We start from the raw sequence: 14,999 nt of genomic DNA, 5'->3' as shown, positions 1-14,999 counted from the left end.
GCTGGCGTGAATCGCATTGTGAGCGAAGCGAACCATGCGAGAGGGTCGGCAGCGAGCGCGAGCCCGCGGTGTTCCCAAAAGCCCCTATGCGCCCTCCGCCCCGCTACCGCTCAGCTTCTCTACCATCTCATCCCAAGCATTTTCCCAGCGGGGCCCGCTCCCGATGAGGCGGAGGCGGCGTGGTTCGGGGGCTCCATCGTCCTCGTCGTCTTCTTCCCAGCTTCCGGGGGCGTAGAGGGCGTAGGGGTCTGTTTCGGCCAGGTCTGCGCCTGTCACCCGGGTAAATTCCAGATCGAGAATAGATTCTGAGAGGTGTTCGGCTTTGTCGCGGCCCCATTCGATGACGGTGACGGACCGGTCGAGGGAGTATTCGAGGTCGAGGTCGTCGAGCTCTTCTGAGCTGGCGAGTCGGTAGGCATCAACGTGGACGAGGTCAGGCCCGCCGGGGCGAGGGCCGTCCGGTAGATTGGGGTGGACGCGGGAGAGGACGAAGGTGGGTGAGATGACGCCCTCACGCACGCCGAGTCCTTCGCCGAGGGAGCGGGTGAAGGTGGTTTTGCCGGCTCCCAGTTCGCCGGTGAGAATCAGGACGTCGCCCGCGGTGAGGAGGGGGGCTAGAGCCAGGGCGATGGCGCGGGTGTGCTCGGGGCCGGTGATTTCGAGGTCAAGGACGCGGTCGGTCACGGTTTACTGCTCGCTTTCGGTGTCTCGCTGGCGCCAGGATCCGCCGACGCTGATGCGGGTGACGCGCGGGGAGATGCGGGTGACGATTTCGTAGTTGATGGTTCCAGCCGCTTCTGCCCAGTCGGTGACTGGTGGGTTATCGCCGGTTCCGAAGAGGACGGCGGGGGCACCCAGGAAGCCAGCTGCGGGGTCAGCCAAACCGGGTTCACCGAGGTCTACGACCAGCTGGTCCATGGCAATTCGTCCCACTGCCAGGTAGGTTCGGGCGGGACCGGATGCCGGGTAAATACGGACCGGCCCGCCGGTTGCGACTCGGGGAACGCCGTCCGCGTAGCCAACCGGCACCAGGGCCAGGGTCGTAGGTTTGTCGGTCACGTAGTTAAGGCCGTAGGAGACGCCTTGGCCTGCGGGGACTTCCTTGACTGCGTTGATGAAGGTTTGCAGGTGCATGACCGGCTTAAGCCCCAGGTCAGCGGGGGTCTGCCCGGCCAGGGGTGAAAGACCATAGAGACCGAGGCCCACCCGGACGGCGTCCCGCAGCAGGCCTTCTTCAGCACCGACGGACGCCGCGCTGAAGGTCGCGGGAGTATTAGCAAGGTGGCGCAGGGTCGGTCGCAGGCCGGCAGAGTGCAGGAGGTCTAGTGCCCGGTCGAAGGTCTGGGACTGCTCTGCTGTTTCGGTACGTTCTGGTTCGTCAGCTACTGCCAGGTGGGAGAAGACCCCGACCACCTGCAGCACCCCGTCCTCTTCGAGCTGGCGGGCGGCGGCGGCGAGCGCCGGTAGTTCGCTCATGGTCACACCGTTGCGGCCTAGGCCGGTATCTACTTTGAGGTGAACCTTGACCGGCTCGTGCTGCCCGCTGACACGGTGGGCGGTTGCAATGGCGTCAAGTTCCCAGGTGCTTGAGACGCCCAATTCGAGGTTGTCTGTGAGGGCTTGGGAAAAGTCAGTTCGGGGGGTGTGGAGCCAGGCGATAATGGGGGCTGTAACACCGCCGGCGCGGAGTGTGCGGGCTTCTTTGACGTGGACGACGCCCAGGTAGTCAGCTCCTGCCGCCACCGCTGATCGGGCTACGTCGAGAGCCCCGTGCCCGTAGGCGTCCGCTTTGACCACGGCAATGAGGGCGCGCTGCCCGATGAGGGTTTTGATGCGCCGGACGTTATGTTCAACGGCATCCAGGTCGATGACGGCGAGGCGTTCTGCATCTGTGGGAGCGTCAAGGGGCACGAAGCCGTGGGCGCGGTAGAGGCTGTCGATAGACACGGTGTCATCCTTGGGCGTAGGGTCTTTTCTTCTCTAGCTTAGTTGAGTTTGCCGTTAGCGCACCTGCGCTGACGCCTACAGAGCGCGGGCAGATGTGGCAGGGGTAGAGTAGAGGTGTGAGTTTTTCTTTTCCGCTGCACCTGCATATCTTTTCGCTGCATACCTCACCCCTGGCCCAACCCGGATCAGGGGATGCTGGCGGCATGAACGTCTATATTGAGCGTTCTTTGGCGGCTCTTCTTGAGGTCAACCCCCAGCTAACCGTGGAAGTTTTTACGCTGGCAACCGACCGCCAGCAAGCTGGGCAGGTACGGTATCACGAGCGGGCCACCGTTACCGCTCTCTACCTGCCTGAAACTGAAGGAGCCCGTAAGGAAGATTTACCTGAGCTGGTTCCGGGCTTTGCTATGGCCGTTCGGGCTATAGCGTCGCGACCACCCCAGTTGATTCACAGTCACTACTGGCTCTCGGGTCTGGCGGCTCTTGCCGCCTACCCGCAGGTACCGCTCGTTCATACAATGCACACCACCGCAGCTGCTAAGAACGCCCGGCTGGGTGAGGGCGAGTGTCCAGAGCCCGAGGTACGTTTGCGTGGTGAGCAGGCGCTGGTCCGCAGGGCCGCCGCTCTAGTGGTCAATACGGAGTATGAGGCAGCCCAGATGCGCGACTTCTACGGGGCACAAGAATCCCAACTGGTGACGGTAGCCCCCGGCGTTGACCTTTCTGTTTTCTCCCCGCGCGAGGGCGTCCGCCCTCTTCATGAGGGGCAGGACGGTGCAGCCCACCTGGTCTTTGCCGGCCGCCCCCAGCACCTTAAGGGCCCTCATCTGCTGGTTGAAGCCCTCGGCCTACTTCCGCGAGAGCTGGACGTTACCCTCGACATCATTGGAACCTCCGGCACAAACTATGAACAGGATCTCGATACCCGAGCAGAAGAGCTGGGACTAGGCGACCGCGTCCGCCTACTTCCCTCGATGCCCACCCCCGACCTCGCCCAGGCTTTCCGAAAGGCCGATATCGTTACCTGCCCTTCATCCTCAGAAACCTTTGGCCTGGTTGCCCTGGAGGCCTCTGCCTGCGGCACCCCGGTGCTCGCCAGCAAGGTAGACGGGCTCAGGGAGGCGGTGGCCGATGGCGCCACCGGCCTGTTGGTAGCCCAGCGGACGCCTGCCGCCTGGGCGGACGCCATCGAGCAGCTTGTGAGAGACCCGAACCTTCGACATGCACTGGGCATCGCCGGGGCCGAGCGCGCTCGCAGCTTTACCTGGCAGGCTACAGCCCAAAACTTCCTTCAGCTCTACCAGACTCTCAACCGCCTCTAGGAGAACCAGATGACCTTTCCAATGACCCGCCAAGAGTTCGCTGACTACCTCAATGCTTCGCGCATCACCGGGCAAGTAGCAACCGCCCGTGAAAACAACCTCGCCCATATGCGGGGCTTCGTTGAAGGTAATGAGCACCTAGAATTCGGTGTGACATGGACCAGGAACTGGACCGTTGACGATATCTTTGAGCTCATGGCCCGCAGGGTTGGCACCAGCGCTGACCCTGACCATAGAGAAGGTCAAGACACGATCAGCACTGACCTCTGTATCGACGGTCTGACCGAATACGCCCGCATCTTCGGTGATGCTGTTCGTGCAGGCAAAAGTCTGCTCTTTGCAACCGGCCACCCCGCCGGTCTCTTCCCTATCTACGCACGTCTTGCCGCAGCAGCTAAAGCCCACGGCGCGACCGTCCTGACCATCAATGAGGGCGACCGCTTCCTTGACGGCGATATCCGCCAAATCTTCGATGTCATCATGTTCGAGCAGTACGGCAACCTACAGCACACCCACTTCTCCGGCCCCATGCAGCTGGCACTGAGCCAGCTCCAGGAACGAGGAATTACACCGGGACTTGTCATTGCCGATCACGGTCTCGCCGGGTATGCGGCGTCCGCGGGGATACCCACCATCGGCATTGCAGACTGCAACGACCCCGGGCTTTTCGTTTCAGCCGAGCAAGGGCAAATTCTCGTTGCGGTGCCCATGGACGATAATGTCACCCCTCACCTCTATGAACCGGTGATTGACTTCATCCTGGCAGAGGCCGGTCTCAGTAGCTAAGAACACCCTGACCAGTAAGGATAAGTTACTTTCAGCTGAAAGTGTGAAGCATATTTCAGAAAATCGGCCTGCTCTTAGGCCGACTAGCACTGTAGTATTAAAAGCCTAATCGTACAGGTCTGCCCATCTCACTCTCGCACCCGGAGCAGGCATCATCATTTAGGGGAATACACACTAGTGAACGAACAGATTATTGAGGAGCGGTGGGCCGAAACCCGTAACCGCCGCACCTGGCACCCAAAAATTAAGGGGGCCCTTTACCTTGCTGATACTTTAGCCATTGCGCTTTCCATCGCGCTAGCTCATATAGCTAGTTTCGGCTTTCAAAATTCAGAGGTCATGGGGCGCGCCAGCCTACCTCTAGGCTACGTAGGTACCGGAATTCTACTTGGTCTCTTCTGGCTATTTGCTCTCACAATCGCCAACAGTCGCAATATCCGCTACCTGGGCCACGGGGTGGACGAGTACCGTCTGGTCACGAAAGCAACCAGCTACTTTTTTGCGCTCATCGCTATCTTCTCCTATCTGACCAAGATCGATTTTGCCCGTAGCTACATTGTGCTGGCCTATCCCATTGGGATTGTGCTCCTACTCTGTGCCCGCTGGGGTGTACGCCGCTGGCTGGTTCATTGGCGCAACCGGGGTCGAGCCCTGTCCCGCGTCATGATTATCGGCGATTCGGCCTCTGGTGAGCACCTCTACAAGACCCTCCAGGGGGCCCGCACTTCTGGCCTCTCACCGGTAGCTGCCTATCTTCCCCGTTCACGCCCTGGCACCCAGCTTGCCCAGGGGGCTATCCCGACTCTGGGTTACTCCCCCGATGCCTCCGAGGTTCTCAAAGTAGTCCGTGAGAATAACATTCACGCGGTAGCTGTCTCTACCGGCCACGGCCTCAACCCCACAGAACTGCGTCGCCTGGGTTGGGCCTTAGCTGCCGCCCACGTTGCCCTGATTATGGCTCCCGCCATGACCGATATTGCCGGCCCCCGCATCCATACCCAGCCGTTGAACGGTGTACCCCTCATTCACGTCCACACCCCGCGTATCGAAGGCATGCAGGCCCTCATTAAGCGAGCTATCGACGTGGTGGCCTCAGGGCTGGGCCTGATTTTCTTAGCTCCCCTGCTGATCCCTGTAGCTCTCCTCGTGAAGAAGGACGGCGGCCCCGTCTTCTTCCTCCAGGAACGCGTCGGCTACCGGGGCACCCCCTTCCACATGATCAAGTTCCGTTCTATGGTGACCAACGCCGAAGAACTCAAAAAAGAGCTCATGGATCAAAATGAGGGTAACGGTGTACTCTTCAAAATGGCCGATGACCCCCGTATCACTAAGATCGGCAAGTTTATCCGCAAATACTCTATCGACGAGCTGCCCCAGCTCTGGAATGTCTTTATCGGTGATATGTCCCTGGTGGGCCCCCGTCCGCCCCTACCCTCAGAAGTCGAACAGTACGAAGAAGACGCCTACCGCCGCCTTCTCGTCAAACCCGGTATCACCGGTCTCTGGCAGGTTTCTGGTCGCTCCAACCTCTCCTGGGAAGAATCTATTCGCCTAGACCTCTACTACGTTGAGAACTGGTCAGTAATGAGAGATATCGTTATCCTCTTCCGTACCGTTCGTGCGGTCTTCGCTAAGGACGGCGCCTACTAGGGTTAGATAGGCTACAGGCCGGTTACCGTTGGTGGTAACCGGCCTGTGTCGTAGGTTTATTGTTCAAGAAATATGGCCACAGCCTCTGGGATGTTTTGGGCGACGAGAGTGGGTGGGGTCGGGCCCGAGATCCCAGCCCCGTGAACTAGATCTGCTGCCTCCTGGTGAAGATAGACTGCCGCTGCGGCGAGCAGGGCATAATCAGTTGGTTGGCTCCCGGGACGAAAATCTTCTGCCTGGTAGCGGGCTAGAAGAGCACCGAGTATACCGGTCAGAGTATCTCCGCTTCCTGCTGTGGCCAGCCAATGGTTTTGGCCGGTGATCTGGAAAAGTTCACCGGTGGGGGCAGCGAAGATGGTTCTGCTTCCCTTGAGCAGGACGGTGGCCCCGGTTGCCCGGGCCAGCAAGGCTGCATAGCGGGCAGGGTCGGCCTCTACCTCGGTGCGGTTTGGGGCCTCGCTGAATGCCCCGGGGCCCTCTGCCACTAAGGACGGCGCCAAGGCAGCTAGCCAGGTCAGGGCATCGGCCATTTCTCCAGCATGCGGGGTCAGGATATGGTGGGCCTGGAGCCTGAACCCATCGGCAACAAGGCGGGCCGTCAGGGTCACGGCTGTAGCGTCCAGCACTGCTGGTAAGCCCGTGCCGATGACGGTGGTAGCCTCGGCCTCCCGGGTCTCGCCCACCAGCCCTGACCCAAGAGCCCAGGCGTCCACACGCAGGTTCTCCGGCTCCCCTACCGTACAGACTGCCTCAGGCACGCTCAGCTGGACCTGAAAATTGAGGGAGGAGGTCCCGGCAAACCGCACCATACCGACTCCGGTATTGACAGCTGCCCGGGCAGACATCAGGGCCGCCCCGGGGTAGGTACCGCTACCGGTGAGCAGGCCCAGCACCCCGCGGGTGTACTTATGGGAGGTAGCGGTGGGGGCGGTGACATAGCGCTGAAAATCCCAGTAGATTAGTTCTTTCGGGGTGTCCATCTTATTTTTCCTCCTCCCCACAGGGTTCCAGCAGTCCCCGGCCCAGGGGATCGATCTGCATAAGCCTGATGACTTCGTCTTTACTGAGGTGTTCAGCCAGCACCGTTGCGGTGGCAAGAGGCTCATCGTGGCTCATGGTCAGGTGAAGACGGTTGATTCCCAGTTCTGTTGCCCGGGCAGCAACGGTCCCCCGCACGACCAGGTAGGGGGCCCCGTCCTGATCTTTTTCAACCCAGCAATCCTGCCAGGACATACCTGCCGGAGCCCGCAGGGCCTTAGCGACAGCCTCCTTGGCAGCAAAACGGGCAGCTAGGGAGCGGACGGGCAGCCCCCGCTCCCCCGGCACAAAAAGCCGCTCCAGCAGGGCCGGGGTGCGCTCAAGCAGGGCAGCGAATCGCTCTATATTGACGACGTCCGTGCCGGTACCAATAATCACGGCGGCTTCTCCTTTATGCCGGTGCCTGTTGGAAGAGGTCTTCGGCTCATTCTACGCCCCTGTCGAGGGAGACAAAAAGGACCCCGTACCTTGATAGGGCACGGGGTCCTCCTGTCTTTACGACAAGCGCTTTACTCGACGGTTACTGACTTAGCCAGGTTACGGGGCTGGTCAACGTCGTAGCCCTTAGCGTGGGCCACTGAGCAGGCAAAAATCTGCAGGGGCACAGTGGAGAGCAGGGGCTGGAGCAGGCTGGGTGAGGAAGGAATGCGGATGATGTGATCTGCGTGTTCCTCAACAGCGGTGTCACCCTCTTCAGCAATCACGATGGTCACTGCACCGCGAGCGCGGACTTCCTGGATGTTAGAAACAACCTTGGAGTGCAGGGAGTCGCGGCCGTTGGGTGAGGGGACGATGACGAAGATGGGCTGGCCTTCTTCGACAAGGGCGATGGGGCCGTGCTTGAGCTCGCCCGCTGCGAAGCCTTCGGCATGCAGGTAGGCGATTTCCTTGAGCTTCAGGGCGCCTTCCATCGCTACGGGGAAGCCAACGTGGCGGCCCAGGAAGAGCACGGACTTGGCGTCCTTCATAGAGGTGCCGAGATCCTTGACCTGCTGCTCATTGTCGATAACAGCCTGAATCTTCTCGGGCATCTTCTGCAGCTCTTCAAGGATGGTACGGATTTCATCCTTGTACATGTTGCCGCGCAGCTGGGCCAGGTAGAGGCCGAGCAGGTAGGCAGCAGCAATCTGCGAGAGGAAGGCCTTGGTGGATGCAACTGCGATCTCGGGGCCCGCGTGAGTGTAGAGAGCTGCATCGGATTCACGGGGCAGGGTGGAGCCGTTGGTGTTACAGATAGAAACGACCTTGGCGCCCTGTTCCTGGGCGTGACGGACGGCCATGAGGGTGTCCATGGTTTCGCCGGACTGGGAGAGAGCAACGACCAGGGTCTTCTCATCGACGATGGGGTCACGGTAGCGGAACTCATGGGCCAGCTCCACCTCGGTGGGAATGCGGCACCAGTGCTCGATGGCGTAACGGGCTACCTGGCCAGCGTAAGCAGCGGTACCACAGGCTACGACGATGATCTTGTTGACGGAACGCAGAATAGCGTCGTCAATCTTGAGTTCGTCGAGGGTCAGATTGCCCTTTTCATCCAGACGGCCCAGCAGGGTGTCGCGGACGGCGGCGGGCTGTTCGTGGATTTCCTTCTCCATGAAAGAATCGAAGCCACCCTTTTCAACAGCAGCTGCGTCCCATTCGATGGTGAATTCCTTGCCGTGGGCGGGGAAGCCCTCGAAGTCGATGATGGAGTAGTCGCTACCGGTGATGGTTACAATCTGGTCCTGGCCCATTTCGACTGCCTTTTTGGTGTAGTCAATGAAGCCAGAAACGTCTGAACCCAGGAAGTTTTCGTTCTCGCCTAGACCGATAACGAGAGGTGAGTTGCGGCGGGTTGCTACGACGCGGTCGGGGTGGTCGACGTGGGTGACCAAGATGGTGAAGGCGCCTTCGAGGCGGTTTGAGGCCAGGCGGACGGCTTCGGTCAGATCCTTGTTCTCCAGCTTGTTGTAGATGGAGGCAATCAGGTTAGCGGCAATTTCGGTGTCAGTCTGTGACTTGAATTCGCAACCCTCTTCAAGCAGTTCGGCTCGCAGTTCTGCGAAGTTTTCGATGATGCCGTTGTGCACAACTGCCAGACGGCCGTTGTCGACAACGTGCGGGTGAGCATTGTTATCGGTGGGGCCACCGTGAGTAGCCCAGCGGGTATGACCAATACCGATAGTGGTTGCAGGCAGCGGGTTAGCTTCTACTTCAGCTTCGAGGTTAACAAGCTTGCCGGATTTCTTACGGAATTCAATGCCGTTATCGCCGATGAGAGCGACGCCAGCTGAGTCATAGCCGCGGTATTCCTGGCGGCGCAGACCTTCGAGAACCACATCGTATGCGGTATGGTCAAATTTCTTACCGTCTGCGGCAGTGCCGAGACTTACGTATCCTACGATTCCACACATGCCTTCATCTTACATCTAAGAATTCACCGCCCCCTTGCAGTCTTCACCACAGTGTCGCAACTTGTTGCCTCCCTATAGACCTCTGTCATATTAGGTGAGCCACCTTCTGGCCTCTAGACTGATGTAAATGAGCATGTCTGCGCTTTCTTCCAAATATTCCCCTTTCACTGAGCTAGACCGAGATACCTGGTCACGACTCGCTAGCGAGATTTCGGTTCCGCTCACAGAGGACGAACTCCAGCAGCTTCGTGGGCTGGGCGAGACCATCGATTTGGACGAGGTAGCGCAGGTCTATCTACCTATTTCCAGGCTTCTTAATCTCTATGTCAATGCCGCCGCGAGTGCCAACCACATGACCAATGATTTCTTGGGGCTTCAGGGCCAGAAAGTCCCCTTCATTATCGGCGTGGCTGGGTCTGTGGCAGTGGGCAAGTCCACCACTGCCCGTGTCCTACAGGAGCTACTCAGGCGCTGGCCCTCGACCCCCAACGTCCAGTTGGTAACGACCGATGGCTTCCTCTACCCCAATGCTGAGCTGGAACGCCGGGGGCTCATGGGGCGCAAGGGATTTCCTGAGTCCTACGACCGCCGGGCGCTGTTGCGTTTTGTCTCTGAGGTGAAATCTGGAGCTCCGCTTGTCACTGCGCCCAAGTATTCCCATCTCTACTACGACATTATTGAGGGGGAACGAATTGAAGTTACCAGCCCTGACGTTCTGATCGTGGAGGGACTCAATGTATTAGCCCCGGCAAAGCTAGAGAGCGATAAGAGCTCCGCACTGAGTCTGGCAGATTTTTTTGATTTCTCTATCTACGTTGATGCCTCTACCCGGGATATTGAGCACTGGTATGTTCAGCGGTTTTTGAAGCTACAACAATCGGCTTTCACTAACCCTCACTCCTACTTCAAACGCTACGCCGACCTCTCAGAGGACGCGGCGGTTGAGCTGGCCCTGAGCATCTGGCGTTCCATTAACGAACCTAATCTGAGGGAGAACGTGCGTCCCACGCGCGGACGGGCCCGTCTCATCCTCAAGAAGTCCCACGACCACAAAATCCGCAAGGTTCTCCTGCGAAAGAACTAAAGAATGCGCTCATTTCGATTCGCTCTCTCACTTGCTGTAGCTAGCTGTTTCATGGCTCTGTCATTGACGTCCTGTGGCCAGGATATTTCCACTGAGCAGGACGCCGCACCCGCACTTTCGAGCTCTGCGCCGGCTTCTACTTCACCTCTGGCGACTTCAGGTACAGCATCTTCTTCCAGTGCGCGCACCGAGTCAGCCAGCCCCACTCAGCCTGCTACGCACCGTCCTGCCGACATTGAATCGGCCTCATCTATTACAGTCCTTGTCAACAAACATAACCCTCTATCCCCTCTCACTTACGCTCCCGATGACCTACAGCCACTGGGGCCGGTGATGCTCCGGGCCGAGGCCGCGCAAGCTGCTCATCGCATGTTTGAAGACGCCGCAGCAGCGGGGGCCCCTATGCTTGCCCTAAGTGGCTATCGATCCTATGAGACCCAGCAGGGAACCTATGCCAGCTGGGCTGCCCAGTACGGTACTGACCAGGCAGATGTGGCTTCTGCCCGACCAGGCTATTCGGAGCACCAAACGGGGCTAGCTCTTGATATCGGGACCGGTGGCAGCTGCGATTTACAGCCCTGTTTTAAGGACACCTCGGCTGCTCTCTGGGTTGCCGAGAACGCCCACCACTACGGTTTTGTGGTTCGCTACCCCTGGTGGCATCACGAAACCACCGGCTATTGGTATGAGTCCTGGCACTTGCGCTATATCGGTGTTGAGGAGGCCACCGCGCTGCAGGAATCCGGCTTCGAAACGCTAGAAGATTTCTGGGGGACCGGGCCTGCCCCTAGCTACCCAACGGCACCTAACCTGTAGGCTGACAAGCAGAAATCTACAAATTTTGACCACAGTCTAGTAGCTCAGACCAACCTGTGAGTAAACCCACTGGTTTACAGCGAAAATTTCAGTTCAGATTGGTGTTCACCACTGGCAGAAACCGCTATCCTTGAACTCATGCTTAGTGGTTTTAAAGATTTCATCACCCGCGGTAACGTCATCGACCTCGCAGTCGGTCTGATTATTGGCTCTGCCTTTACCGCCGTTGTTACTGCCCTGGTTGAGAAGGTTATGATGCCTGCCATCGCCCTTGCAACCGGTGGCCAGGAAGTTAACTTCGACAACTGGCTCATTGTTGGCCCCATTCAGTTTGGCGCTTTCCTGACCGCAGTTATCAACTTCCTCATTGTTGCAGCAGCCCTGTACTTCTGCATCGTTATGCCCGTCAACAAGTTCAACGAGCGTCGCGCTGCCAAGCTCGACCTTGAAGAAGAGGTTGAAGAAGAGGATCCTCAGGTTGCTCTTCTGAAGGAAATCCGTGACGCCCTGACCGTCAAGTAATTTTTTTCTGTTCGTTATCAGAAAAGCCCCGGTAGGTATCTACCGGGGCTTTTCTTATGCCATAGTGCGCTTTATGCGGCGGTGTATTCCTTCACCAGGGCAAGGACGCCCGGGTAGAGCGGGTGGTCAGCGGTCAGGCCGGTGAGACGCTCAGTTACTTCTTCAGCGGTCTGTTCACCGGAGCGGACGCTGGCAAGCAGGGCCTGCAGTTCAACCGATTCGGGGTCTTCAGCCACATTGAATTCCAGCAGGGCACCGATGGTCGCTAGCAGGGCCTCAGTGGGACGGCCCAGCTCAGCAAGCTCAGCGGCAGGGCCGATGAATCGCTCATGGCGGGAGATCTTCCTCAGAGGTGAACGGCCAACGCGCTCGGTGGTATCGGGCAGATCCGGGTTAGCGAAGCGAGCCAGGATCTTTTCAACATAGGCCTGCTGGACCTCGGACTCAAAGCCAAACTTACGCACGATCAAATCTTTGGTCTCAGCCAGGGTCGCTTCGACCTTGGCACGGATCTCGGGCACTTCGAGGGCCTCGGAGAGCTTGGAGATCCCTGCCTGCTGACCAAAGTAGGCGGTGGTAGCGTGGCCAGTGTTGACGGTGAAGAGCTTACGGGTGATATAGGGGGCCAGATCTTCAACCCAGGTTGCCCCGGGAATCTGGGGTACATCATCGCCAAAGGGACCGGTTTCCACTGCCCACTCATAGTAGTTCTCTACGGTTACATCGAGCCCCTGGCCAGGAGCCTGGTTAGGAACGATGCGGTCAACTGCGGTGTTGGCGAAGATGGCAACGTCATCGGCTGCCGGGAAGTGCTTGCGGACCTCTTCTGCCAGAGCATCGGTTGCATTGATAGCGTTCTCACAAGCCATCACAGCAATCTTAGAAGCTGCTCCCTGCTCAGCACGGAGTTTGAGACCCTGGGCAATATTCACAGCAACAAACTTGAGAATGGTGGGGCCAACAGCGGTAGTCACCACGTCTGCGCTGGCAATTTCCTCAGCGAGCGCCTCGGGCTTCTCCGCAGAGTTAATACCGCGGAAACCGGTGATGGTGATGTCCTTGGGGTCGTGACCGACCTCGTGAACAGTGTAGCTTTCCTGCTCGTTGAGGGCATCGATGAGCGGGGCTGCAACATCTGAGAAGACCAGCTCGTAGCCGGCTTCGTTCAGGATAACGCCGACGAAGCCACGGCCGATGTTACCTGCACCAAAGTGGACTGCTTTTTTCACGGTTACTGAACCTTTCCAAAGATATCCAGGATTTCCTGGGCGGTACGGGCTTCTTCCAGCTGGGCTACGGATGCCTTGTTGGAGAAGGTCTTAGCGATCTTCTGCAGCAGTTCCAGGTGGGTTCCGCCGGCGCCAGCGATACCAATAACGAAGTTAACGGGCTTACCGTTCCATTCCACGGGTTCGCTCAGACGTACAAAGGACATAGCTGAGCTATGGATGGCGTCCTTAGCTTCGTTAGTACCGTGGGGAATAGCCAGACCGTTACCCATGTAGGTAGAAACTGAGGCTTCGCGTTCGTGCATAGCAGCTACGTAGCTTTCATCGACCTTGCCAGTGGCAACCAGCAGGGCACCTGCCTGGTTGATGGCGTCGTCGCGGTCAGTAGCGCTGGCATCAAGCACGATAGTCGATGCGGTCAGTACCTGCTCTTCGGTGGCCACAGCGGTTGCGGTTGCAGCGGGTGCTACGGACGCCGGTGCTTGAGCAGGTGCCTGGCTGCCGGTCTGCTGCTGGCGGATCATTTCGACGATTTCGTCGTAGCGGGGTGAGTTCATGAAGTTATCGACGGCAACGTGTACGGCGCTGGGGGTGGGAGCGGCAGCGCGGTCTGCTAGGTCCTGGTGGGAGACCAGCAGGTCGTATTCGTCCTTGAGGTTGTTGATCGCAGAGTTCACCACGGTGACGCGGTCGCCGAAGCCGGCGTCCTTAATCTTGTTGCGCAGCACCGAGGCGCCCATAGCAGAGGAACCCATACCGGCATCGCAAGCAAAGACGATAGAGCGGATTTCTCGGTTCTTATCGGTGGTAGCAAAGGCACCGGCGACAGAAGACTTCTTGCCCTTCATCTCCTGCATCTTGGCTGCCGCTGCTTCGAGGTCGTCCTCGCTGTTCTTAGAGAACTTGAGGATGGGAGCTGCCACCAGGAAGGAAACGGCGGTAGCAATAAGCACACCCAGGTAGATCTTGAACAGGTCGCCGGGGGCAGCAACAGCGGTGATAGCGATGATGGAGCCGGGGGCGGACGCTGAGGTCAGACCTACGTTGAGGGTCATGAAGGTGAAGGTACCGGCCACGCCACCGGCGATGGTGGCGAGAATCAGCTGGGGCTTCATCAGCACGTAGGGGAAGTAAATTTCGTGGATACCACCGAAGAAGTGAATCAGGGCTGCACCGGGTGCGGTTGCCTTAGCTGATCCGCGACCAAAGAAGCAATAGGCCAGCAGGATGCCCAAACCGGGGCCGGGGTTGGCTTCCAGCAGGTAGAGAATGGACTTACCCTGTTCCAGAGCCTGGGCAGTACCCAGCGGGGTGATGATGCCGTGGTTGATGGCGTTATTGAGGAAGAGGACCTTAGCCGGTTCAATCAGCAGAGCCGTCAGCGGCAGCAGGCCGGTGGAGACCAGCCAGTCAACGGCGGCTTCAGCACCTGCTGAGAAGGCCCGCATGACGGGAGTCAGCAGGAACATGGAGCCCATTGCAGCAATAACTGCGAAAATACCGGCGGAGAAGTTGTTGACTAGCATCTCGAAGCCGGGCTTGATTTTGCCGTCCCAGAGGCCGTCCAGCTTCTTCATGCACCAGGCAGCCAGGGGGCCCATAATCATTGCACCCAGGAACATGGGTGAGCCGCCAGCTTCGCCGATGAAAATTTCGGCGCTGGTACCCATGATGACGCCCATGGTTGCGGTTGCACCAACCACGCCACCGCGGTGGTCGTAGATGAGCTTACCGCCGGTGTAGGCAATCAGAATGGGCAAGAGGTAGGTCACCATGGGGCCGACCATGGTAGCTACGTATTCGCTGAAGCCTGCCAGGCTGGGGATGTACTGGGGCACGAGGCCCTTAGGGATAAAGAGTGCGGTAATGATACCCCACGCAATCAGGGCACCGATATTCGGCATGATCATGCTCGAAAGGAAGGTGCCAAACTTCTGCACGCGCACGCGCAGACTGGGCGACTGTGTCTCTGCCATAGAGTCCTTCTTAGAAATGTGTTTTCACAAGGGGTGTGGTTCTACATAAAAAGCCCTCTTTTTCCCACCAGCACTGGCGGGTCAGAGAGCTGAGTGTCTTTAGTCTACCCCTCGAAAAGGCCACCACCTACAGCAAATATTGACCAGTTTCTCACACCTGTTAGACAAGTTTAGGCTGCATCCAGAAAAAGCCGGGCCCCACTCCCCCGATACAGGGAAGTAGGACCCGGCAAAGA

General features: G+C 58.6%; 13 protein-coding genes. 6 read left to right on the top strand and 7 right to left on the bottom strand.

Annotated elements, in window-relative coordinates:
• Positions 1-84 precede the first annotated feature (84 nt).
• Together tsaE and alr are read right to left on the bottom strand one after the other, a co-directional pair.
• The gene (tsaE, locus tag L6963_RS00475) at positions 85-684 is read right to left on the bottom strand and encodes a tRNA (adenosine(37)-N6)-threonylcarbamoyltransferase complex ATPase subunit type 1 TsaE (protein WP_237206223.1); all 600 of its coding nucleotides are present in this window, start codon (positions 682-684) and stop codon (positions 85-87) included.
• A 3-nt stretch (positions 685-687) separates the two neighbouring features.
• Positions 688-1,947 (bottom strand): alanine racemase, encoded by a 1,260-nt coding sequence (alr, locus tag L6963_RS00470; RefSeq protein WP_237194689.1) that lies wholly within the window; start codon positions 1,945-1,947, stop codon positions 688-690.
• A gap of 116 nt (positions 1,948-2,063) precedes the next feature.
• Between alr and L6963_RS00465 the strand changes: the two genes are divergently transcribed.
• The 3 genes from L6963_RS00465 to L6963_RS00455 all read left to right on the top strand — a co-directional run bounded on the left by L6963_RS00465 (position 2,064) and on the right by L6963_RS00455 (position 5,705).
• A complete protein-coding gene (locus L6963_RS00465; protein WP_237194690.1) occupies positions 2,064-3,269 on the top strand; it encodes a glycosyltransferase in 1,206 nt (401 codons plus the stop codon).
• 9 nt (positions 3,270-3,278) lie between these two features.
• A complete protein-coding gene (locus L6963_RS00460; RefSeq protein ID WP_237194691.1) occupies positions 3,279-4,055 on the top strand; it encodes a phosphatase in 777 nt (258 codons plus the stop codon).
• Positions 4,056-4,232: 177 nt separating this feature from the next.
• The gene (locus tag L6963_RS00455) at positions 4,233-5,705 is read left to right on the top strand and encodes a sugar transferase (protein WP_237194692.1); all 1,473 of its coding nucleotides are present in this window, start codon (positions 4,233-4,235) and stop codon (positions 5,703-5,705) included.
• 56 nt (positions 5,706-5,761) lie between these two features.
• Here the strand turns inward: L6963_RS00455 and L6963_RS00450 are convergent, their stop codons facing one another.
• The 3 genes from L6963_RS00450 to glmS form a co-directional block, all read right to left on the bottom strand.
• Positions 5,762-6,685 carry an ADP-dependent NAD(P)H-hydrate dehydratase gene (locus tag L6963_RS00450; RefSeq protein WP_237194693.1) on the bottom strand — a complete coding sequence of 308 codons (924 nt, stop codon included), beginning with the start codon at positions 6,683-6,685 and terminating at the stop codon, positions 5,762-5,764.
• Position 6,686: 1 nt separating this feature from the next.
• On the bottom strand, positions 6,687-7,121 hold the full coding sequence (locus L6963_RS00445; RefSeq protein ID WP_237194695.1) for a holo-ACP synthase: 435 nt from the start codon (positions 7,119-7,121) through the stop codon (positions 6,687-6,689).
• 131 nt (positions 7,122-7,252) lie between these two features.
• On the bottom strand, positions 7,253-9,136 hold the full coding sequence (glmS, locus tag L6963_RS00440) for a glutamine--fructose-6-phosphate transaminase (isomerizing) (RefSeq protein WP_237206222.1): 1,884 nt from the start codon (positions 9,134-9,136) through the stop codon (positions 7,253-7,255).
• Positions 9,137-9,263: 127 nt separating this feature from the next.
• Between glmS and coaA the strand changes: the two genes are divergently transcribed.
• From coaA to mscL, 3 genes are all read left to right on the top strand, one after another.
• Positions 9,264-10,220, top strand: coding sequence for a type I pantothenate kinase (gene coaA / locus L6963_RS00435; protein ID WP_237206221.1), 957 nt, complete (start codon positions 9,264-9,266; stop codon positions 10,218-10,220).
• A 51-nt stretch (positions 10,221-10,271) separates the two neighbouring features.
• Positions 10,272-11,036, top strand: coding sequence for a M15 family metallopeptidase (locus tag L6963_RS00430; protein ID WP_237206220.1), 765 nt, complete (start codon positions 10,272-10,274; stop codon positions 11,034-11,036).
• A 138-nt stretch (positions 11,037-11,174) separates the two neighbouring features.
• Complete coding sequence (gene mscL, locus L6963_RS00425) at positions 11,175-11,558, top strand: large conductance mechanosensitive channel protein MscL (RefSeq protein ID WP_185174296.1); 384 nt, start codon at positions 11,175-11,177, stop codon at positions 11,556-11,558.
• A 71-nt stretch (positions 11,559-11,629) separates the two neighbouring features.
• Here mscL and L6963_RS00420 read toward each other — a convergent pair whose 3' ends face one another.
• A complete protein-coding gene (locus L6963_RS00420; RefSeq protein WP_237206219.1) occupies positions 11,630-12,787 on the bottom strand; it encodes a mannitol-1-phosphate 5-dehydrogenase in 1,158 nt (385 codons plus the stop codon).
• 2 nt (positions 12,788-12,789) lie between these two features.
• Positions 12,790-14,763 carry a PTS mannitol transporter subunit IICBA gene (locus L6963_RS00415; protein ID WP_237206218.1) on the bottom strand — a complete coding sequence of 658 codons (1,974 nt, stop codon included), beginning with the start codon at positions 14,761-14,763 and terminating at the stop codon, positions 12,790-12,792.
• Between the last annotated feature and the right edge of the window lie 236 nt (positions 14,764-14,999).

Origin of the sequence: Rothia nasimurium (genome assembly GCF_928392795.1) — a bacterium.
GTDB lineage: Bacteria > Actinomycetota > Actinomycetes > Actinomycetales > Micrococcaceae > Rothia > Rothia nasimurium_F.
This window is presented reverse-complemented; position numbering and strand designations above follow the sequence as displayed.